Source organism: Desulfatitalea tepidiphila, assembly GCF_001293685.1.
GTDB lineage: Bacteria > Desulfobacterota > Desulfobacteria > Desulfobacterales > Desulfosarcinaceae > Desulfatitalea > Desulfatitalea tepidiphila.
Window position 1 is genome coordinate 1,617,351 of sequence record NZ_BCAG01000003.1, and the last position, 21,536, is coordinate 1,638,886.

The 21,536-nt window shown below is 58.2% G+C and carries 14 protein-coding genes; 8 read left to right on the forward strand and 6 right to left on the reverse strand.

The features are described 5' to 3' along the window. Positions 1–15: 15 nt before the first annotated feature. Entirely contained in the window at positions 16–1,356 is a 1,341-nt protein-coding gene (locus DFT_RS11895) for a flippase (protein ID WP_054031404.1), read from the reverse strand. Positions 1,357–1,443: 87 nt separating this feature from the next. Between DFT_RS11895 and DFT_RS11900 the strand changes: the two genes are divergently transcribed. Further along, on the forward strand, positions 1,444–1,887 hold the full coding sequence (locus DFT_RS11900) for a transposase (protein ID WP_054031405.1): 444 nt from the start codon (positions 1,444–1,446) through the stop codon (positions 1,885–1,887). Between the two features lie 569 nt (positions 1,888–2,456). On the opposite strand, the gene DFT_RS11905 is transcribed toward DFT_RS11900, so the two are convergent. Next, positions 2,457–2,744: a ComEA family DNA-binding protein gene (locus tag DFT_RS11905; RefSeq protein WP_054031406.1), complete on the reverse strand. Its 288-nt coding sequence runs from the start codon at positions 2,742–2,744 to the stop codon at positions 2,457–2,459. 544 nt (positions 2,745–3,288) lie between these two features. On the opposite strand from DFT_RS11905, the gene DFT_RS11910 reads away from it, so the two are divergent. The 5 genes from DFT_RS11910 (at position 3,289) to DFT_RS11930 (ending at position 15,320) form a co-directional block, all read left to right on the forward strand. After that, positions 3,289–10,488, forward strand: coding sequence for a beta-ketoacyl synthase N-terminal-like domain-containing protein (locus tag DFT_RS11910; protein WP_054031407.1), 7,200 nt, complete (start codon positions 3,289–3,291; stop codon positions 10,486–10,488). 90 nt (positions 10,489–10,578) lie between these two features. Then, positions 10,579–11,619 (forward strand): 3-oxoacyl-ACP synthase III, encoded by a 1,041-nt coding sequence (locus DFT_RS11915; RefSeq protein ID WP_054031408.1) that lies wholly within the window; start codon positions 10,579–10,581, stop codon positions 11,617–11,619. 16 nt (positions 11,620–11,635) lie between these two features. Further along, on the forward strand, positions 11,636–12,538 hold the full coding sequence (locus DFT_RS11920; protein ID WP_054031409.1) for an alpha/beta fold hydrolase: 903 nt from the start codon (positions 11,636–11,638) through the stop codon (positions 12,536–12,538). A gap of 33 nt (positions 12,539–12,571) precedes the next feature. Further along, entirely contained in the window at positions 12,572–14,266 is a 1,695-nt protein-coding gene (locus DFT_RS11925) for a fatty acid CoA ligase family protein (RefSeq protein WP_054031410.1), read from the forward strand. A 19-nt stretch (positions 14,267–14,285) separates the two neighbouring features. Next, positions 14,286–15,320 carry an NAD-dependent epimerase/dehydratase family protein gene (locus tag DFT_RS11930; protein ID WP_152971961.1) on the forward strand — a complete coding sequence of 345 codons (1,035 nt, stop codon included), beginning with the start codon at positions 14,286–14,288 and terminating at the stop codon, positions 15,318–15,320. Positions 15,321–15,448: 128 nt separating this feature from the next. Here DFT_RS11930 and DFT_RS11935 read toward each other — a convergent pair whose 3' ends face one another. Beyond that, complete coding sequence (locus DFT_RS11935) at positions 15,449–16,750, reverse strand: CBS domain-containing protein (protein WP_054032442.1); 1,302 nt, start codon at positions 16,748–16,750, stop codon at positions 15,449–15,451. Positions 16,751–16,986: 236 nt separating this feature from the next. Here DFT_RS11935 and DFT_RS11940 point away from each other — a divergent pair, with 236 nt between their 5' ends. Next, positions 16,987–17,541 (forward strand): glycine cleavage system transcriptional repressor, encoded by a 555-nt coding sequence (locus DFT_RS11940; RefSeq protein WP_054031412.1) that lies wholly within the window; start codon positions 16,987–16,989, stop codon positions 17,539–17,541. Between the two features lie 18 nt (positions 17,542–17,559). After that, positions 17,560–18,933: a PFL family protein gene (locus DFT_RS11945; RefSeq protein ID WP_054031413.1), complete on the forward strand. Its 1,374-nt coding sequence runs from the start codon at positions 17,560–17,562 to the stop codon at positions 18,931–18,933. Positions 18,934–19,036: 103 nt separating this feature from the next. Here the strand turns inward: DFT_RS11945 and DFT_RS11950 are convergent, their stop codons facing one another. From DFT_RS11950 to DFT_RS11960, 3 genes are all read right to left on the reverse strand, one after another. After that, positions 19,037–19,429, reverse strand: coding sequence for a universal stress protein (locus DFT_RS11950; protein ID WP_054031414.1), 393 nt, complete (start codon positions 19,427–19,429; stop codon positions 19,037–19,039). A gap of 164 nt (positions 19,430–19,593) precedes the next feature. After that, a complete protein-coding gene (locus DFT_RS11955) occupies positions 19,594–20,643 on the reverse strand; it encodes an ABC transporter permease (protein ID WP_054031415.1) in 1,050 nt (349 codons plus the stop codon). A gap of 2 nt (positions 20,644–20,645) precedes the next feature. Then, positions 20,646–21,536, reverse strand: coding sequence for an ABC transporter ATP-binding protein (locus DFT_RS11960; protein WP_054031416.1), 891 nt, complete (start codon positions 21,534–21,536; stop codon positions 20,646–20,648).

Sequence of the window (21,536 nt, forward strand, 5' to 3'; positions counted from 1 at the left end):
AAGACCCTTTTCGAATCAGGCTATTTTGGGAAAATACCCAGTAGTCTTGCCGAACTTCAATTTTATATAGCCCAGCGTAGCGATGTTCCAAGTCATAAGGCTGAACATTGCTGCCGTGGCTGCCCCATGAATTCCATAGGAGGGTATGAGCATAAAATTAAGGCCTACATTGGCAAAAGCAGTAGCGAAAACAATATTTCTGAAAACCCTCTGGTTGCCCGTCATGTTCATGAAAAGGCCGGTTGCGCCAGATATGGAATTAACGAACTGCCCTAGTACAACCAGCAAAAGGGCCGGGTAAGCAACAGTAAATTCGGGTCCAAAGGCTATATGCAATACCGGTTTCCCGACAATAACAAGGGACAGCAGAATCGGTGTAGTCGTCCAGAAAATTAGTTTTGCTGATCTCTTAGCTACATAAAATAGCTCATCCGTCTTTCCAGAATGAAAAAGTTCGGAAAATTTTGGTCCAGCCATGGAATTTACTGCAGTTAAGACAAAGGATGTCAAGGTTGCAAGCTTTACAGCAATAGCATAATAGCCCACCTCAGCCTCGCTGCGAAACATGCCCAGCATGATTACTCCGGTCTGGCCGATGACAAATGTCATCGTCGCCGTCATGAGCATAGGAAAAGAGATGGAAAGAATATCAAAGATTGACATGGTCTGAACGGGATCATCCGTATACATCCTTTTCCTGAATGAATAGTCCATAATGATCCAGCCAAGAATCCCGGTCATCGCAAACCCACCAAGCAGAGCATAAACCGGCACATCCCGGGTAGGCAACAATAGGCCTATCGATATGAGTAGCAGGAGGTTAAATCCCTGTGGCAGAATCTGCATGATAGCAAAAGTCTTTATCAGCCGAAGCCCCCGAACGGCCTGGGTGTTTAGCTCTGTCAATGATTTAAAGACCACAAAAATCGCCGCCATGGAAAAATAAGAAGACAGATGAGGCTTGGAAAAAATCCTATCCGAGATAAAGTCTGCGGCAAGTAAAAACAGAGTTGCAGTTAACACAGATGCAGTGATAACGATCCATTGGGTTTTGCGATAGACTTTAAATGCAGAAGTGGGGGAATATTTTACTAAGTGCTCCGGGATTAACCGAAGCAGAGATGTTTTGGTGCCCAAGACAGTAAAAATACTTACAAGCATCAGAAAGGACTGCATAACTGCAACAATTCCCATAACTTCTGCGCCGTAAACTCGGGCAATGATAATGCTGGCAACAAGCCCCAAGGCAGTAGCTGCTACACGGGCTGACAGTGCCCAGACAGATCCGGTCAAGATTTCTGAGAAACGCTGATCAGTTGTGAGGTTATGGAGTGTTTGTTTGAGTATTCTGATCATGTAAAAATCCGATGATAATCTTGTCAAAAACGGCAACCCCAAAAAAAATCTCCCGCGATATTGAATCCGACTGAACCATAAAAAACGATGTCTCCCATTCCGGTAAAAAAACATGCCGCAGTCGAGGTGGAAAATAGACTAATTTTGCCAACCACCCTCACCTCAGGCTCTCACAGCGACTCGACCTATCTGCCCTATGCCACCATCTACAGCATGCACACCGATCAGAAAATCGATGCCGTCTATGCCGGCAAGGGCTATGCGGGCGCCCCGAATCGAAACTTTCCTGCCATGAACGAAATCGCTGACGGCATCATGCGAAAAAACAATATCAACGCTTGCCTTACCGAAACCGAAATTGCCAGAAACAAATCCATCTCCAAAAAACGATACATTGTCGAACAGTACTTTGGCCTGGCTACCCTGTTTGATGATCGCAGTCGGGCACGGTTTACCACCATTTTTAAAAACGCATCGATGCCATGTTCAGACAATTTGCCTTTAACTTGTGCAAAGGGGCCGGCATCCTAAGGCGCTTTCCCGCATAAGCGGTGGAAGAGGTGCGGCCTGGTGCCTTAAAACCAGGTAAATCGGCCCCAGACGGGGTCGATATGAGAGGAAAATGGGCCTCTTCTGATCCACAAAACCCCCTTCCCCGTTCGATGGGATGGGGCTGCAAATCGAAAAATTCTCTCCTGAAATCCAATATCGGCGATATGAGATTTCAATTCAAACCTCTCTTTTTATTATAGCTCCGCTTGGTGGCTTACAAAACCTGTACCCATTCAAAAGGCTGATAGCGTTTACTTACAGGGAAGATGCGGCGAGACAGTCCTAACCAGACAGGTTGATTTCTATGCCTTGCTATCGTTCGACTTTTCCGGCAGCCATTTATCGTTTTTTGAATAGGTTCAATTGATTGCAGCCGATTCTAAATGACCGCTTATTCAACACTTTTTATGTGCGTCTGTCAATAATATGGTTTGGGGAATTGCGATTGTTCGCAGATAGGCTGGGATTCTAAGGAGTAATGGATTGATTTGAAGAGACCGGAAACCCGCCGAACGGGTTTCCGGGGCCGCATGTTTGATCTTTTTCTGCTAAGTGTCTTTTACAACGATCCTGCCTTTGTTGAGTTCGAGTATTCGCTCTCCGATGCCTTTGATCTTCGTCAGGTCTTGGGGATTTTTAAAGGGACCGTTCTTGTCCCGAAATTCGACGATGCGTTGCGCATAGGCCTTGCCAATGCCTTCAAGCGTCATCAGTTTTTCCACATTAGCGGTGTTGATGTTCACGATTCCCAACTCCTCGGAAATGGCTGGAACCGCCCATGACATTACCAAAGCCATCGTCAGCATCGTTGCAAAAATCATGGTCGCTCTTTTCATTCATCCTCCTTTTCTGGTTTTTTCTCTTTCTCGCAGTAATTTTCTTGCGCTTTCCGGACGCACCCTATTGCGCGGACTATTTGGCAATAAAAAATTTCATGGTCAATACTAAAAAATTCGGTATTTTTTGTGGTACTAAATTACGTAGTTTAGTGATAATGATCGATTTTTGGTGGTTTTATAATCCACATTATCAGTATGATATGATTTTTTGTGCGATTTGGTCAAAATATATAACTATATGACATAAGCCTATAATTAGAGGGAGGCCCACTGCGATTTTTTTTGAAAATCCGATGATTGTTTGGCCCCAATGGCACCAACAAGAGCCTTTCCCGCAAAAATTCATTTGCAGGTACCGCTAAAGAAATGATTCATGGCATTTTAAAAAGAGATCCAGGTGCCATGCCGGCGGTCGTCGTCATTCTGACTTTTAAGCGATGCAGGGACTTTTTCGAGTTATCATGCGTTTGGGCTTGCCAAAATTTAGAACGTCGGTTATATGTCATATTTTTTAATCAAATCAATGTAATATGGTTGATTTATGAACGATAAACCCTTGATTGCCATTGTGGGCATGTCGGGCGTATTCCCAAAAGCGACCGGCCTTTCCATGTTTTGGCACAATATCGTGAATAAGGTCGATGCAACGGTCGAGATTCCGGACAACCGTTGGCCGGTTGCAGCGGATTGGACCCTTGATGACACCCCTATTCCGGACAAGGCCTATTCCCGGCGCGCCTGTTTGATCCAAAATTTCAGCTTTGACGCGGACCGTTTTTTCAAGGACGGATGCTCATATGGCGAGTTAGAACCGCTGCATCAGTGGGTGTTGCACGCGGTCGACGATGCCGTCCTCCAATGCAGCCTGGATGCCATCAACAAACAACGGATTGGCACCATCCTCGCGGCCATCGCTTTACCCACGGCAGCCTCATCAGCAATGACCGGACGGTTTTATGGCGATCGATTATTGAATTCGGCGGCACCTGAAATTGAGGATTGCCTAAAAACTCATAGCGGTGCCATGCCGGCGGATGCCTGCATCCAGAATAGATCGAAAGTTATGGATCCCAGCGTTCGCCGGGATGTCGGAGGAGGGTCGCGCATCGTCAGCGCACCGGCGGCCCTGGTCGCCCGTGTCTTTGGGTTCGGAGGTGGGACCTTCACCCTGGATGCGGCCTGCGCCTCATCGATTTTTGCCGTCAAACTGGCCTGCGACGAGTTGCAGGCCTTTCGGGCCGATGCCATGATCGCCGGCGGCGTCTCGGGGGCCGACACGGTATACACGCAGATCGGCTTCAGCCAACTGCGGGCCTTGTCGCGTTCCGGCCGTTGCGCGCCTTTCGATGCTTCGGCCGACGGCCTGCTGGTGGGCGAAGGGGCCGGCATCCTCGTGTTGAAACGGCTGGACGACGCCCTGCGTGACGGCGATACGGTATATGGGGTCATCCACGGCATCGGACTGTCCAACGACATGCGCGGCAACTTACTGGCGCCCGATTCCGAGGGCCAGTTGCGGGCCATGCGCAGCGCCTATGCGGCAGCCGGCTGGCAGCCCTGGGAGGTGGATTACATCGAATGCCATGGCGCAGGCACGCCGGTGGGAGATGCCACGGAGCTCAAGAGCCTGTGCGAGCTATGGCGGGAAGCGCCGGCCGACCACGGTCCATGCGGCATCGGATCTGTGAAATCCATGATCGGACATCTGCTTACCGGGGCCGGCGCGGCCGGCATGATCAAGACCTTGCTGGCACTCCATCACGGCACCCTGCCCCCCTCCCTGAAGTTCGAAAAGCCGGGCGCAAACAGCCCCCTGATCGGTGCACCCTTCCACGTTCAAACCGAACCAGCCGACTGGCCGCTTAACCCTGCGGGTAGACCGCCCCGTGCGGCCGTGAGCGCCTTTGGTTTCGGCGGTATCAACGGGCACGTTCTCTTCGAAAAGTTGGACGCCAAAAGAGCCATCAAATCGTCGCCGAGCCCGGCAAACATTTCTGCCGCGCCATCCATCCGCCACGACATCGATGTGACGGGCGTGGCCCCTGCGCCATGCGATATCGCCATCGTGGGCATTGAGGTCGCTCTCGGCCCCCTCGCCTCGCGAACGGCATTCCAGCAGGCTGTTTTCAATGGCAAACAGGCGTTGATCGACCCTCCTCAAACGCGCTGGCGCATCTCCGAGACGTTTGCCCAACTCAATGGAAAACCGTTGCGGTCCGGCGGCTTTGTCGCTGAGGTCAGTGTGGAATTGGGAGAATTTCAGATTCCCCCGGGTGAAATTCCCGACATTCTACCCCAGCAGCTTTTGATGCTCAAAGTGGCGGCCGGGGCCATGGCAGACGCCGGGCTGCCCTTGCGCCAGCCGCGCGTCCGCATGGGAACGATCATCGGCATCGGATTCGATTACGAGGCCACCAATTTCCACCTGCGCTGGGTCCTGCCCGAGTGGGTGCCTCGGTGGCGGGAAGCATTCGGATTGCGGATCGACGATCGCCTCGATGATCAACGAATAGACGCATGGCTGATCGAGGCCAGGGACACGTGCGGACCGCCGTTGACGCCGACGCGGACCCTGGGGGCATTGGGCGGCATCGTGGCCAGCCGCATCGCACGTGAATTCCGCTTCGGCGGGCCTTCGTTCGTCGTCTCCGCCGAGGAGGCTTCGGGCCTGCGCGCCGTGGAGTTGGCCGTGCGGTTGCTGCAATCCGGCCAAACGGACGCCATGCTGGTGGGCGCCGTGGACCTGAACTGTGACGAACGCAATCTGGCGTCACGGTTCTCTCCCCAATCGCTCAGTGCCGGCGGTCGAATTCATTCTTTTGACCGGAATGCCGACGGCACCCTGCCAGGTGAGGGGGCCGTGGCCCTGGTGCTCAAACGCCTGGCTGACGCCCAGGCCCACGGCGACCGGATCTATGCCGTAATCAAGGGCATTGCCGGCGCGCATGCCGGAGAAGGCGACACGACCGGTGGCCGGACCGCCGCCTACGTCCGCTCGATGTCTCAGGCGCTCTCCGAAGGTGGAGTCTCAGCCTCTCATCTCGGTCTGGTGGAGACCCATGGCAGCGCCATCCCCGAAGAAGATGACGTCGAATCTGCCGCGCTTCATAGTTTATTTGCCGGCCGTCTCAAGGAAAAAGGCTGCGCCATCGCGGTGGGCGCCCTCCAACCCATCGTGGGCCACACCGGGGCCGTGGCTGGTTTGGGCTCTTTGGTCAAAGCCGCTCTCTGCCTGCATCATTGTCTGCTGCCGGCCATGCCCCATTTCCAGGCGCCCCGCAGCGACCTATGGCGCGATGGCCCCTTTCACTTTCCACGGCAGACGGTTTTCTGGACCCGTAACCGCAAGGATGGTCCCCGACATGCCTGCGTCGCGAGCATGACCGCGGACGGCAACTGCATGCAGGTCGTCATGAGCGAAGCCGAAGCACTAGGTCAACCTGCAGAGATGGCAACCTCCCAGGTGAGCCGGCCCATGGGCGCCCTGCCCTATGGTCTCTTCGTGGTCAGGGGCATGGATGCGGCGGATGTACTGCAGCGTCTGGATCTTCTGCATACCCGCGTGGGAGAGTTACACCGACCGGAGAGTCAACCGATCGACGCCATCATGGAAACCTTGGCCCACCAGTGGCACCTCCATCAACCGGCCGCGCCGCATCCCGGGCACGCAGTCGCCATAGTGGCCTCTTCCCCGGACGACTTAATCGACTCCATCCAGGAGGCGCGCTCCGCCCTGCACTCCGGCACACAACGCCAGATGGGCCCGCGCGGCGGTCTCTGCCACTTTCCGGAAGAGCGATTCGTCGGCGGGCGGTTGGCCTTCGTCTTTCCCGGTTCGGGCAACCACGAGGTCGGCATGGGCCGCACTCTTGGGGCCCATTGGCCGGAGGTACTGCAGGCCATGGACGCCGGAACGGACCGGCTGCACGACCAGATGCTGCCCCACCTCTATGATCCCCGCCGCATCGATTGGCCCGATGGCTGGCAGGCTGAAAGCTACCGGGCCATCGCGTCCGATCCCCTGCACATGATCTTCGGCCAGGTGATCTTCGGGGTTCAAATGGCCCGTTTGCTGAAAAAATTTCTTCCCCGGCCCGAGGCCGCCATCGGCTATAGCCTGGGGGAGTCCGCTGCCCTTTTCGGACTGGGCGCCTGGCCCGATCACGGCCAGATGCTCGAACGGCTGGCCGCCTCGGACCTTTTTAAAACCGAACTCTCCGGCCCCTGCCGCGCCCTGCAGCAAGCCTGGGGGCTTACCGGTGATCAACCGGTGGACTGGCGCGTGGCGGTGGTCAACCGGCCGGTCGATCAGGTGGACCGCGCCATCGCCGACACCCCCCATGTGCGCCGCCTGATCATCAATACCCCCAACGAGTGCGTGATCGGAGGTCTGGCCGGCCAGATCCAAAAGGTCGTCGCCACGCTCAAATGCGAGGCGCTCTACCTGGACGGCGTGGTCACCGTCCATTGCGATGCGGCCCGGCCCGTGGCCGACGCCTACCGGGCGCTGCACCATTTCCCCGAGACCAAACCGGTGGATGGGGTGCGATTTTACAGCTGCGCTGGAGCCCAGGCTTATACGGTTACGCCCGATGCGGCCGCCGACGCCATCCTGGCCCAGGCCCTTCACGGCTTCGATTATCCCCGCACCATCGAACAAGCCTATGCCGACGGGGTGCGCATCTTCGTGGAAGCCGGCCCTCAATCCTCCTGCACCCGAATGATCCGGCAGATCCTCGGCGACCGGCCCCACCTGGCCGTCGCCGCCCATGTGCGCGGCGAGCACGAATGCCTGACCCTGCTCAAATGTCTGGGCACCCTGGCGGCAGCCGGAGTGGCGGTCGATCTGGATGCCCTCTATTGCTACCCGGAAGATGATTTCAAGGCCGGGAAAAAGCCGAGCGACACGGCCATACGGGTGACGGTGGGCGGACCGCCCATCACCCTTCCGCCGCTGCCTCGGGTGGCCGACGCCGCCGAACCCCAATCCGTCGCGGTATCCGTTCCGGTGGCCGATCGGACAACGCCCAGGCCTGGTGTTTCCAAGCCTGACGCCCTGGAAGGGGACGCCGCAGATTCGAACGCTTCCATACCATTGCCAAACAACGCCCAGACTCAGGAATTGTCCGGCATGCTCGCCGAGCTCAAAGCCAACGTGGCTGCCATGGCCCGCGCACACCAGGCGTATCTCGATCTCTCTCAAGAGATGACCCGCGAATTCGGCAAGGCCTTCGAGATGCAGAACACGCTCATGCAGGCCCTCGCCGGGCTTCAGGAGGGCGCCTCTGCCTCGACGCCTCCGCCGGAACCTGCAGCGCCCCCTGAGCGTACGCCGGCGCCGGCAGCCTCGCCCGTCGCCTTTGACCGGGATCAGTGCCTGGCCTTTGCCATCGGCTCGGTGGGCGCGGTCCTGGGACCGGAGTTCGACGTGGTGGACACCTACAAGGTGCGCGTGCGGCTGCCCGACGAACCGCTGATGCTGGTGGACCGCATTGTATCGGTCGAAGGGGAAAAATGCAGCCTCGGATCGGGCCGCGTGGTCACCGAGCACGACGTGCTTCCAGGTGCCTGGTACCTGGACGGCGGTCGGGCGCCGGTTTGCATCTCGGTGGAAGCCGGCCAGGCCGACCTCTTCTTGTGCAGCTACCTGGGCATCGATCATCAGGTCAAGGGCGAACGCAGCTATCGCCTGCTCGACGCCAAAATTCGGTTTCACCGGGGCCTGCCGCAGCCAGGCGAAACCATTCGTTACGACATTCACATCGACCGCTTCGTCAAACAGGGGCCCACTTACCTCTTCTTCTTCCGCTATGAAGGTCACATCAGCGATCAGCACCTGATCACCATGACCGACGGGTGCGCCGGGTTTTTCACGGAGGAGGAGGTGCGCAATTCCGGCGGCATCATTCTCACCGACGAGGACCGCAGTCCGGCAGTCCGCGTCGACGGCGAATCGTTCGCCCCGCTGGTGCCCGTGAGCCGAGAATCCTATGATGACCGGCAGGTGGAGGCCCTGCGCACCGGCCGAGCTGAAACCTGTTTCGGGGAGTCATTCAAAGGGATCGGCCTGCCGCCCGCCCTGCGCCTGCCCGGCGGCAGAATGCGCCTGATCGATAGGGTGGTGGCGCTGGATCCCAAAGGCGGCCCCTGGGGGTTGGGTACCATCCGGGCCGAAGCCGACATTCACCCCGACGACTGGTTTCTCACCTGCCATTTCGTGGACGACAAAGTGATGCCCGGCACCTTGATGTACGAATGCTGCGCCCACACCCTGCGCGTGCTGCTGCTCCGCCTGGGCTGGATCACCGACCGCACCGATGCCTGCTACGAGCCGGTCCTCGGCATTCCATGCCGCCTCAAGTGCCGCGGACCGGTGACCCCAAGCACCCGGCAAGTGCACTACGAGCTGGAAATCAAGGAGATCGGCTACAAGCCGGAACCCTATGTGATCGCCGATGCCCACATGTATGCCGACGGCCACAACATCGTCTTTTTCAAGGACATGTCCATGCAGATGAGCGGCGTCTCGGCCCAAGAAATCCGCCGCTTTTGGCAAGCGCGCGCAAAGGGCGCTGCCGCTGGACCGGTCCAGGCCCCATCCAAACCCGCCCTCTACACCCAGGCCCAGATCCTGGCCTTTGCCGTGGGCCGCCCCTCCGAGGCGTTCGGCGACAAGTACCGAATTTTCGACAGCGAACGGCGCATCGCCCGCCTGCCCGGCCCGCCTTACTGCTTCATGGACCGGGTCATCGCGGTGGAGCCGGAACCCTGGATCGTGCGAGCCGGCGGCTGGGTCGAAGCGCAATACGACGTGCCGGCCGACGCCTGGTATTTCGCGGCAGACCGCAGTGGGGTCATGCCCTTTTGTGTGCTGCTCGAAATCGCCCTGCAGCCTTGCGGCTGGTTGGCCGCCTACGCCGGATCGGCCCTGAAGAGCCAAAGGGATCTGAAATTCCGCAACCTGGGCGGACAAGGCACCGTACATGCCAATCTCCTGCCAGGAAATCAGATCCTGACCATGCGCACGCGCATGACCAAGGTCTCCGAAGCGGCCGACATGATCATCGAGCATTTCGATTTCGAGGTATGGAGTGAGCGCGGCAAAGTTTACACGGGCAACACCTATTTCGGCTTTTTCACCGCGCAGGCGCTGGCCCAACAGGTTGGCCTGCGCGAGTCTGTGTTTACACCCGACGCCGCCGATATTGCGACAGCCCAACGGCGACCGTTCCCCGATGAAGCGCCCTTCGTGCCCGACGAGGTGCCCGGAGGTGTGCGCTACCGTCCCGAGGGGTTGGCCCTGCCCGCCAAGAGCCTGCTCATGATCGATGCCATCGAGGTCTTCAATCACAACGGCGGGCCGCATGGCCTGGGGTTTGTGCGCGGGTCCAAGCTGGTCGATCCGTCCGAATGGTTCTTCAAGGCCCATTTTTACCAGGACCCGGTCTGTCCTGGCTCTCTGGGTGTGGAATCCTTCCTGCAACTGGTCAAGTTTGCGGCGATGCGGCGCTGGCCCGAACTCAACGCTACCCACCGGTTCGAAACGCTTTGCGGGCGATCCCACGATTGGCAGTATCGTGGCCAGGTGATTCCCGCCAACAAGATGGTGCAAGTGGACGCGGTCATCACCCGTATTGAGGAGGGGGACGAACCGGTCATCATGGCTGACGGCTGGTTGCATGTGGATGGGATTTGCATATATAAGATGAAGGATTTCGGGATTAGGTTGGCGAGATTGTAATTGGGGTTGGGGGTTTTGGCGGTGTGGGGGCGGGGTTTATCCCCGCCCGTCAATATGAATATTAATTTATCAGGCTAGCGGTATTTATTCATGTTTTACAATAAGGTCAGGATTGCCGGCTTCGGCTATGAACTGGCGCCCAATGTGGTGACCTCCGAGGATTTGGAACACCGGTTGGCGCCTCTGTATGAAAAGCTGCATCTGCAGCCAGGACAGCTCGAAGCGCTCACCGGCATTGCGGAGCGACGCTTCTGGGATGTGGGCTTTCGACTTTCCGAAGGGGCCATCATCGCCGGGCGGAAGGCATTGGCCGCGGCGCAGGTCACCCCCCAACAGGTGGGCATGCTCATCTACGGCGGGGTCTGCCGCGAAAACCTGGAACCCGCCACGGCCTGTGCGGTGGCGGATGGATTGGGCGTCGCACCCGGCACCCAGATTTACGATGTCTCTAATGCTTGCCTGGGCGTGCTCAACGGGATGGTGCAGGTGGCCAACGCCATCGAACTGGGCCAAATCCGGGCCGGCCTGGTGGTCTCCTGCGAAGCGGCCCGCGAGATCGTGGAAAGCACGATACGACGCATGCTGGCGGCGCCGGACATGACGATGTTCAAAGACACCATCGCCACCCTTACCGGCGGATCGGGCGCCGTGGCGGTGGTGCTGAGCGACGCCGACCTGGCGCCGGAAGGCCATCGCCTGCTGGGCGGCGTGACCCGCAGCGCCACCCAGCACCATCGCCTATGCACCTGGGGCCCCACCGGCGGTTTTCCCAGCGGCGGGCCGCTGGTCATGAAGACCGATTCCGTTGGTGTGCTGCAAAACGGCGTCACCCTGGGCATCGAGACCTTTGAGGCCTTTCGGCGGGAACTCTCCCTGCCGCCGGACAAACCGGACAAAGTGGTCTGCCACCAGGTGGGGGCCGCACACCAGCGCACCATCCTGGAGGCCTTCGGCATCGACGAATCCAGGGATTTCACCACCTTTCGCTTTCTGGGCAACATCGGCACCGTATCACTGCCCATCACGGCGGCCATCGCGGACGAGCGCCATTTCTTCGAACGCGGCGATCTGGTGGGGTTTTTGGGGATCGGCAGCGGGTTGAATTGCCTCATGCTGGCAATGGATTGGTAACGGCAGGACACTCTCGATGAATCGAAACGATGTCGCGGATCTCTACCCTTTTGAATCCCATTTCGTGCGCATCGACGGGCTGCGCTACCACTACCTGGACGAAGGTCGAGGCGCGCCGTTGCTGATGCTGCACGGCAATCCGACCTGGTCGTTTTATTTCCGGCGCCTGGTATCGGCCTTCCGGGAGCGCTATCGCGTCATCGTGCCCGACCACATGGGCTGCGGACTGTCCGACAAGCCGGACGAGACCCAATACGATTTCAGGCTGAAAAGCCGCATCAAGGATCTGGATGCGCTGATGACCCGCCTGGCCCCGGATCAAAAGCTCACGCTCGTGGTCCACGACTGGGGTGGTATGATCGGCCTGGGTTGGGCCATGGACCACCTGGAGCGCATCGACCGGCTGATCGTCATGAACACGGCCGGCTTCTTCCCGCCCAGAGGCAAGACGATCCCGCAACGCTTGCGGCTGCTTCGCACGCCCAACCCCATCATGGATCGGGCCGTGCTGCATCTGAACCTGTTCGCCCGCGCCGCGATCCACATGGCCCCCCGGCGTCGACTCGAACCCAAGGTGCGGACCGGTTTGCTGGCGCCTTACGACACGCCCCACAACCGCCTGGCCACGCTGAAATTCGTCCAGGATATCCCCCTGAGCCCCCGGGATCCCAGCGGCCCCATCGTAGAGCGGGTCGATGCCCGACTCGAACGGATTACCCAGCGGCCGGTGCTGCTCATCTGGGGGGCGCATGACTTTGTGTTCGACCGCGCCTACTTCGACGAGTGGCGGCGCCGGGTGCCCCACGCCGAAGCCCATTGGCTGACAGAGGCGGGTCACTACCTGCTCGAAGATGCACCGGATAACATCATCGGCCTAATGCAGAGGTTTTTGCGTCAACCCCCGCAAGGGCAAGCGTAAAGCCAGCCCGACGAACTTTAGACGAACAGATAAATGGACGACATCAAGGAAAATCCCGATCGCCAGCGATCTGAAGCCGATCCCCAAACCGTGAATGTGGCCCTGCATTTGAGAACCATGGCCCGCATTCAGCCCTACCGGCGGGCGGTGGTCTATCCGGCATCGCGCGATTACAACGGCCGGGTGGCCTACAGCCATCTCACCTTCCGGCAGCTCGACCGCGAGTCGGACTGTTTTGCCCATGGCCTGGAGGCGGCCGGCATCCGGCGGGGCACGCGCACCATCCTCATGGTTCGGCCGAGCCTGGAGCTGTTTGCGATCATTTACGCCATGCTAAAGGTGGGGGCCGTCTTCGTGATGGTCGATCCCGGCATGGGGGTGCAACGCATGCTGGCCTGCTTGAAGGAGAGCCGGGCCGAGGCCCTCATCGGCATACCACCGGCCCATGTCCTCAGAACCTTGCAACCCAAATATTTCAAGGGCATCCGAAAAGTGGTGACCATCGGCCGCCGCTGGTTCTGGGGTGGATTGACCTTGAAGGATATCCGCCGGTTGCCGTGGCAACCATACACCATCGCCGATACCCGACGGGACGAAACGGCCGCCATCCTCTTCACCACCGGCTCCACGGGCGCAGCCAAGGGCGCCATCTACACCCACGGCATTTTCGATGCCCAGGTACGGCTGATCAAGTCCCAGTTCGGCATCTCCCCGGACGAGATCGATTTGCCGACCTTTCCGCTCTTCTCTCTGTTCGACGCGGCCCTGGGCATGACCGCCGTCATTCCGGACATGGATCCCACCCGGCCGGCGCACGTGAACCCCGACAAAATCATCGAGGCCGTTCTCAACCATGGTGTCACCAACATGTTCGCATCTCCGGCCCTGCTCAACCGGGTCGGGCGTTACGGTCAGGAGAACAACATCAAGTTGCCTTCCCTGAAGCGCATCATCACCTCCGGGGCGCCAGTCTCGCCTGACAACCTGGCCCGTTTTACGACCCTGCTGGAGGAGGATGCCGAAATCCACACCGGGTACGGCGCCACCGAGGCCATGCCGGTTTCGTCGTTCGGCAGCAAGCAGATCCTCGGTGAAACCGCACAGTTGACCGAACAGGGGTTCGGTATGTGCGTAGGCCCGCCGATCCAGTCCCTGGCCGTGCAGATCATCACAATTACGGATACGCCCATCGAATCCTGGTCCGACAACCTGCTGATGCCCGACGGCGAAATCGGTGAAATTGCGGTTTACGGCGATATCGTCACCCAGGGCTATTTCGATCGGCCGTTGGACGACAAGCATTCCAAAATCGAGGACGGCCAGCGTTTCTGGCATCGCATGGGCGATCTGGCCTGGAAGGACAAAAAGGGTCGCATCTGGTATTGCGGCCGCAAGACACACCGCGTGATCACGCCTTACGGGACATTGTTCACCATTCCCTGCGAGGCGATTTTCAACAACCACCCTGCCGTGTTCCGCAGCGCACTGGTGGGCGTGGGACAGGCGCCTAGACACCGCGCGGTCATCTGCATCGAACTCGAGCCCGAGCATCGGCATGCCGACCGGCAAACGATGATTAAAGAGCTGCAGGAAATGGCCGCGGCCAATCCCCAGACCGAAAAGATCGACACCTTCCTTTTTCACCCGGGTTTTCCCGTGGATATCCGGCACAATTCCAAGATATTCCGAGAGAAGCTGGCGGATTGGGCGCGCAACAAGTTGGGATGATTGAGCTGAGTGGATGGATATGGAATCGAATAAGACGGTTTTGGTTACCGGCGGGGGCGGATTCCTGGGTAATGCTATCGTGCGGATGCTCGTTGACCGTGGCGACCGTGTGTGCAGCTTCTCGCGGCAACGCTATCCGGAATTGGATCGGCTGGGCGTTTTCCAGCATACCGGGGATCTGGGCGATGCGGATGCGGTCCGGCGCGCCTGCCGGGGCGTGGCGGCGGTCTTTCATGTGGCGGCCAAACCCGGGGTCTGGGGCCCCTACGAGGCCTATTACCAGGCCAATGTCCAAGGGACGCTCAACGTCATCGCGGCATGCCGGGCGGAAGGGGTCCGGCGCCTGATCTATACCAGTTCACCCAGCGCGGTCTTCGACGGCCGGGACATGGAAGGGGTCGACGAATCGGTGCCCTATCCGGCCCGCTACGAGGCCCACTATCCCAGGACCAAGGCATTGGCCGAGCAGGCCGTGCTCGATGCGGCCCGGAACGGGTTGCCGGCCATCGTTCTGCGGCCCCACCTCATTTGGGGCCCCGGCGACAATCATCTCGCGCCCCGGCTCCTGGCGCGGGCCGCGAAGCTGAGGCGGGTCGGTACCGGCGACAACAAGGTTGACACCATTTACGTCGACAACGCGGCCAGGGCGCATGTGCTGGCCGAGCGGCGATTGGCTGAAAGCCCGGAGCTCTCCGGCCGCATCTATTTCATCAGTCAGGATGATCCCATCCCGTTGTGGGAGATGGTCGATCACATTCTGGCCGCCGGCGGACTGCCGCCAGTCCGGAAAAAAATCTCCCCGGCCCTGGCCCGATTCGCCGGCACGCTGTGCGAGGCCCTATTTCATCTGTTTCGGATCAAAAGCGAGCCGCCCATGACCCGCTTCGTGGCCAACGAATTGGCCACGGCCCACTGGTTCGACATTTCGGCGGCCAAACGGGATCTGGGGTATCGGGTCGAGGTGAGCACCGAGCAGGGGTTGCGGCGGCTGGCCGAATGGTTGAAAACGCACCAGACGCAAGCAGAGGTTCAGATAGTACCCATCCAAAAATAGGCAAATTGGGTCGAGATCAAGGCGCACGAAAAATTTAACCGCAGGCATATGACGAATATTCCGAAGGTTAAATTTTCGCGCAACGCCGATATCAGGCCAATTGGCCATTTGTGGATGGGTACTATGTATCAATCGGGCAGCAGGTCGTAGAAATAGCACATCACATCCGATCGGGTCACGATGCCGATCAGGCGGTCGTCCTCCACGATGGGCAGCCGGCCGATATCCTGGCGGATCATGATTCGGGCGGCCTGCAAGGGGCTCACGCCCGGGTGGATGGTCTCCACCGGATAACGCATGTAGGCCTTTACCGGAGACTTCATCCGGTTTTCTCCCCGCACCTTCTGAAAGTCGCGGCGTGAAATCATTCCCACCAATCGGTCCCCTTCGGTCACCGGCAAGCCGGTGCACCCCTTGGATCGCATGATTTTAGCGGCCTCCTCCATCGTGGCGGTGGGCTCCACCGTGACCACCGGAAAGGACATCAAATCGCTGATTTGCACCGACGCCTGCTGGTTGCCTTCCACCAGGCTGGAGATCATTTCGATGATGGTATCCGGGTTGACTTGCTTCAGCATGGCCGATCCGGCCCCGGGATGTCCGCCGCCGCCCATGCTTCGCATGATGTCGCCGATGTTGAGGCTTTCCACATCGCTGCGGCCGATCACCATGCAGCGTTCGTTGTCCGGCAGGCAAAAAATGCCGAATGCGGCATCCACGTTCATGATGTCACGGTACATGTTCACCACCAGCGCCAGACCGCTCACATGGCCTTCTATGGGCAGCTTGCTGATGCTGATTCTGTGACCGTTGATTTTCTGGCGCCGCGCCGACTGGAGCATCTCGAACAGGATATCTTTCTGTTTTTCGCCGTAGGCCGGGCGAAGAAACTTGCTCAAAATTTTCAGGTCCGCGCCTTGGGTGAGAAGGTCACCGGCCGCATGGGCATCCTCGGCCGTGGTGTTCGTAAATGTGAGGTGTCCGGTATCTTCGTATAATCCGGCCAGGAAAAGGGTGGCCTGGATCGGTGTCAATCCAATCCCCTTCTCGTTAAGATAGCGCATCATCAGAGTGATATTGGCGCCTACCGGTTCGATGCATTGCCAATCGGATCGAATCGGTTCGCTCGATGCATGGTGATCCCAGACCCGGACCTCCAGGTCCTTCATTTTTTGAAGGGCCTTGGCGCTGGGGATCCGGTGCCATTCGGCCGTATCGACCACGATCAATCGGCTGGCGTCCTCGACGGACGGCGCCGGTTTTTCGCTCCAGGGGAAAACGTCCTTGTGAAGCGACAGAAACGCCTTCACATTGGGGTTGAGAGGTTTGGGGATCAGCGGCGAGGCGTCGGGATAGAGCAGCAACGCGGCCGTTACCGAAGCCACGCCATCGAAATCGGTGTTTTTGTGGGTCGTGATCAGTGTGGCCATGAATCCCATGAAAGGAAAATCGGTTAACGGAAAAATACCTTCAACCACGTAAGACTTACATCGACCGTCAGCGGTCAGACTTTAAGAGACCATGAACGATCCATGTGCGCATCGATCCTGCCACATGCCGATTGACAGGTGCCCGGATTTCCTCCATATAGACACTTTATGGCCGCGCCTGTCAACTGCAACCGGCGTCATTGCCGCGTATATCAAGAGCACGGGGATGTCACCCGATGAAAAAATTCATCATTTCGGTTTTGGGAAAGGACCGGCCGGGCATCATCGCCGCGGTCACCCGGGTCCTGTTTGAAAACGAGTTCAATATCGAGGACGTCAGCCAGACCATCCTTCAGTCCCAATTTTCCGGCATCTTCATCGTCACCGGGCCCGACGCCACCGATCCTGGGAGGTTGTGCGGCGCGTTGCAGGAAGGCACCAGTGGCATGCAGATGCATTACCATGTCAGGGAAATGGACCCCGCGCCCTTCACCTGGACCGCGTGCGCCTGTGAATCTTTCGTGATCACCACGCGGGGGCCGGACCGCAAGGGCCTGGTGGCCCAGATCACGGCCGTGCTGGCCAGGCACAACGTCAATGTCACCCAGCTCGAGGCCGTGTTCAGGGGCGGCAGCGAACCCGGCAAAAACATGATGATTTATGAGGTGGATATTCCCCTGGACATCGACCTGCAACAACTTCGCGCCGACCTCAAAGACAAGGGTGCGGAATTGCAGCTCGAGGTCAACATTCAACACAAGAACATCTTCGAGGCCATGAACCGGATATAAACAGAGGATCTTTGTGCCATGCTCAGCCATAGTGAAATTTTGTCGGTTCTGGAAATGTTGCGCGACGAACACCTCGATCTGCGCACCGTGACCCTGGGCGTCAGCCTGTTGAATTGCGCCAGCGATGACCTGAAGCGTTTCAATGACAAGATCTACGATCGTATCGTGCACAAGGCCGAACATCTGGTTCGCACGTGCGACCTGATCGGGGAAAAATACGGCATTCCGGTGGTCAACAAGCGGGTTTCCATCAGCCCGATCGCCGTTGCCGCAGCCCCCTTCTCCAGCGAGCAGATGGTGGCCGTGGCCCAGACCCTGGATCGCGCCGCACACACGGTGAATGTCGATTTCATCGGCGGGTTTTCTGCCTTGGTTGAAAAGGGCATCGCGGCCGGGGACCGGGCCCTGATCGATGCCCTGCCCCAGGCCCTGACCCACACCGAGCGAGTGTGCGCATCGATCAACGTGGCCTCGACCCGGGCCGGCATCAACATGGATGCCATTCTGCTGATGGGCCGCCGGATCAAGGAAGCCGCCGAAATGAGTGCGGCAAAGGATGGCATCGCCTGCGCCAAGCTGTGCGTTTTCGCCAATATCCCCCAAGACATCCCCTTCATGGCCGGCGCTTATCTAGGCATCGGCGAGCCGGATGCGGTCATCAATGTGGGAGTCAGCGGACCGGGAGTGGTCAAAAAGGCCATCGACCGGGCGTTGGAAGGATCGCCGGCGCTGGATTTGCAGCAGCTTTCGGAACTGATCAAGCGCACGGCCTACAAGGTGACGCGGGCCGGCGAACTGATCGGGCGCGAGGTCGCCGAACGACTGGGCGTGCCTTTCGGCGTGGTTGACCTTTCCCTGGCCCCCACACCCAACGTGGGCGACAGCGTGGGAGAAATATTTCAAAGCCTGGGCATCGTCAATATCGGCATGCCCGGCAGCACGGCTGCCCTGGCCCTGCTCAACGACGCTGTCAAAAAGGGGGGCGCATTTGCCAGCTCCAACGTCGGGGGCCTGAGCGGCGCTTTCATTCCGGTGAGCGAGGACTTGAATATTTCCGAATCGGCCCGCGCCGGCCACCTGTGCCTTGAAAAGCTCGAAGCCATGACCAGTGTCTGCTCGGTGGGATTGGATATGGTCGCCCTGCCGGGAGATACTTCGGCCGAAACCCTGGCCGCGATCATCGCCGATGAGATGGCTATCGGGGTCATCAATCGCAAGACCACGGCCGCGCGTCTCATTCCCGTGCCAGGCAAACGGGCGGGCGACAACGCCTATTTCGGCGGATTGCTGGGTGAATCGGTCATCATGCCGGTCAATAATGCATCCGGCGCCAACCTGTTTGTGAAACGCGGGGGTTTGATTCCATCGCCGATTCAGAGCCTCACCAATTAGCGTCCATCCACAAATGGCCAATTGGCAATTTGTGGATGGACGCTAAATAAAAAAACCACCTGCAGTCCACAGGTGGTTTTTTTTGTATGTAACTCTATCGGTTTTATTTTACGGTGATCACCGGGCAGTGGGCATTTAAAATCAGGTATTGGGCCGTGGAACCGAAAATCAGTTTGCCCACTTTGGAGCGTTTGCGAATGCCGATGGCGATCTCGTCGATCCCCTGCTCTTTGGCGTAGGCGACCAGATCTTCGTCGGGGGTCATGCCGCGCACCAGCAAGTGGGTTTCGCAGGCGATGCCCTCTTTTTCCAACTTCTCCTTGGCATTTTTCAATTCCAGTTCGAGCTGCTGGATCACCTTCTGCTCATCTTCGGTGCCCTTTTCCATGGAGGCCACCAGATAGACCTTTGCATCCAAGGCCTTGGCGTGTTTGATGGCCACCCGCAATGCGGATCGCGATGCGCCGGAACCGTCGTAACAAACCATGATCTTCATGTTCGTTTCTCCTTTAACTTTATTTGACTAACTGTTTTATATGATAGCAAAGATTTTATGAATCCTGGAACGATTCGTTATCGTAACCATCCGGCAGGGGAACGCGTTTGGCAATAGAGCTTTAATATCATATTCCCGGCCGCTTGCATAGCAGTGGATTGGCACTACTTGTTCCATGAAAAAAGCAATGCACCCACCGACAGAAACAGAAGGGTAAAACCGGCGAGCACCATCAGTTCCAGTTGCACTTCCGCCAATCCTGCACCGTCGTTCATGATTTTGCGCACGCCGGTTAACAAATGGGTCAGGGGCAACGCTTCGGATGCCATTCTGAGCCATCGGGGAGCGCCTTCCAGAGAGAACCACACTTCGGATAAAAACATCATTGGCCAGGTCATGAAATTGAGCAAACCGTTGGCGAACTCCTCGCTCGTACCCCGGGAGGCGATGATCAGACCCAGGGCGGTCAAGCTCAGGTTGCCCAGCATGAACACGATGGCCAGATCGAGGTAGGACCCCTCCACGTGAAAATCGAAGATGAGATCGCATCCGATCCACAGAATGGTGAGCGAGAAGGCGATGACGAAAATACGCGAGAGCATCTGGGCGCTCAGATACTCGAAGGCGGTCAGCGGGGTGGCTTTGAGCCGTTTGAGTACGCCGTTCTTACGATAGCGCACCACTACGAAGCCGACACCGTAAAGGGCCGAAAACATGATGTTCATGCCGATGACACCGGGAAAAAACCAGTCGATGTAGCGAATGGGTCGGTCCGCAACCGATGCCTGGCGGGCCAGAAGATCGGCGGTGACGGGGTTCAAGTGGCCGGCGATCATCTTCTCCACAATGTAGCCTTTGGGCGCGGTATCGCTGACCCAATAGCGCAGCGGATCGGATCCCCCCTGAATCAGCATATCGATCTTGTGGTATTTGAGCCGTTGCAGCCCCTCTTCCTGGTTTTGAAACCCGATGAATTGAATGGGTTTGATGCCTTGCAGGGCAGGCGGCACGCAGCTGTCGATCTGGCCGGTTTCGCCCGGAGGGCAAGGAAAAATCCCAACCTTGAACTCCTTGCGGTCGTCGCCGCCGAAAATGACGGCAAAACCGGCGAGCAGCAGGAAAGGGAAGAGCAGGTTCCAGCCGAAGGCCGCTTTGTCTCGAAAAAACTCCCGGTTGCGCGATACGAAGATGGCCCACATGCGTTTGAAGTTCATGATCAATCTCTCAATTGCCGGCCGGTCAGATTTAAAAAGACGGTTTCCAGGGTCGGGTTCTGGACCTGCATGTCGGTGAGATCGATCCGTCGCTGCAGAAACGTCTCGATGGCCGTGTTCATGTTCTTGACTTGGATCGCCAGGCGCCCGTCCATGGGCTCTGTTTCAAGGGCAATACCGGCCAGCTTGTCCTGAACGGCTGCTTCCGGCAGGATCACGCGAACCCCCTGGGCATGATGCGTGATCAGTTCCTGGGGGGTGCCCTGGGCGATGATCTTGCCTTTGTCCACGACGGCCACGATGTCGCACAACTGCTGGGCCTCTTCCATGTAATGGGTGGTCAGGATGATCGTCTTGCCATCCTGTTTGACCCGATCGACGATGTCCCACAGATTGCGTCGCGCCTGGGGGTCCAGACCGGTGCTCGGTTCATCCAGGAAAAGCAGTTGCGGCTGATTGATCAATGCCAGAGCCAGCAACAATCGTTGACGCTGGCCGCCGGAAATTCTATCGTTAAGCTGTTTGCGGATGTCATCCAGGTGGCACAGGTCGATCAGCGCTTCGATGTCATGGGCGTAGTGGTAAAGCGCGTGGAAGGTCTTCAGCGTCTCCTGCACGGTCATGAACCCCATCAGGGCCGTCTGCTGAAACATGATGCCGATCTCTTCACGGAACGAGGCGGCGCGGGGTTTGCCCCGATAGCGCACCTCGCCGGAGCTGGGAGGGATGATATCCTCGATGATCTCGATGAGCGTGGTTTTGCCTGCACCGTTGGGGCCGAGCAGTCCGAAACAGACGCCGGCCGGGACCGACATGTCGAGGTGGTCCACGGCGGTTAAAGATCCGTAATGTTTCGAAACGTCGATCGCTTCAATGATAGGGGGACCGCTCAT

Bases quoted from the DNA above. Each gene is read 5' to 3' on its own strand.
- DFT_RS11920 (WP_054031409.1), top strand. From the start codon at position 11,636: ATGAATCGAAACGATGTCGCGGATCTCTACCCTTTTGAATCCCATTTC.
- DFT_RS11935 (WP_054032442.1), bottom strand. From the start codon at position 16,750: ATGGCCACACTGATCACGACCCACAAAAACACCGATTTCGATGGCGTG.
- DFT_RS11930 (WP_152971961.1), top strand. From the start codon at position 14,286: ATGGAATCGAATAAGACGGTTTTGGTTACCGGCGGGGGCGGATTCCTG.
- DFT_RS11900 (WP_054031405.1), top strand. From the start codon at position 1,444: ATGTCTCCCATTCCGGTAAAAAAACATGCCGCAGTCGAGGTGGAAAAT.
- DFT_RS11955 (WP_054031415.1), bottom strand. From the start codon at position 20,643: ATGAACTTCAAACGCATGTGGGCCATCTTCGTATCGCGCAACCGGGAG.
- DFT_RS11945 (WP_054031413.1), top strand. From the start codon at position 17,560: ATGCTCAGCCATAGTGAAATTTTGTCGGTTCTGGAAATGTTGCGCGAC.
- DFT_RS11950 (WP_054031414.1), bottom strand. From the start codon at position 19,429: ATGAAGATCATGGTTTGTTACGACGGTTCCGGCGCATCGCGATCCGCA.
- DFT_RS11910 (WP_054031407.1), top strand. From the start codon at position 3,289: ATGAACGATAAACCCTTGATTGCCATTGTGGGCATGTCGGGCGTATTC.
- DFT_RS11895 (WP_054031404.1), bottom strand. From the start codon at position 1,356: ATGATCAGAATACTCAAACAAACACTCCATAACCTCACAACTGATCAG.
- DFT_RS11940 (WP_054031412.1), top strand. From the start codon at position 16,987: ATGAAAAAATTCATCATTTCGGTTTTGGGAAAGGACCGGCCGGGCATC.
- DFT_RS11925 (WP_054031410.1), top strand. From the start codon at position 12,572: ATGGACGACATCAAGGAAAATCCCGATCGCCAGCGATCTGAAGCCGAT.
- DFT_RS11905 (WP_054031406.1), bottom strand. From the start codon at position 2,744: ATGAAAAGAGCGACCATGATTTTTGCAACGATGCTGACGATGGCTTTG.
- DFT_RS11915 (WP_054031408.1), top strand. From the start codon at position 10,579: ATGTTTTACAATAAGGTCAGGATTGCCGGCTTCGGCTATGAACTGGCG.
- DFT_RS11960 (WP_054031416.1), bottom strand. From the start codon at position 21,536: ATGAGCGGTCCCCCTATCATTGAAGCGATCGACGTTTCGAAACATTAC.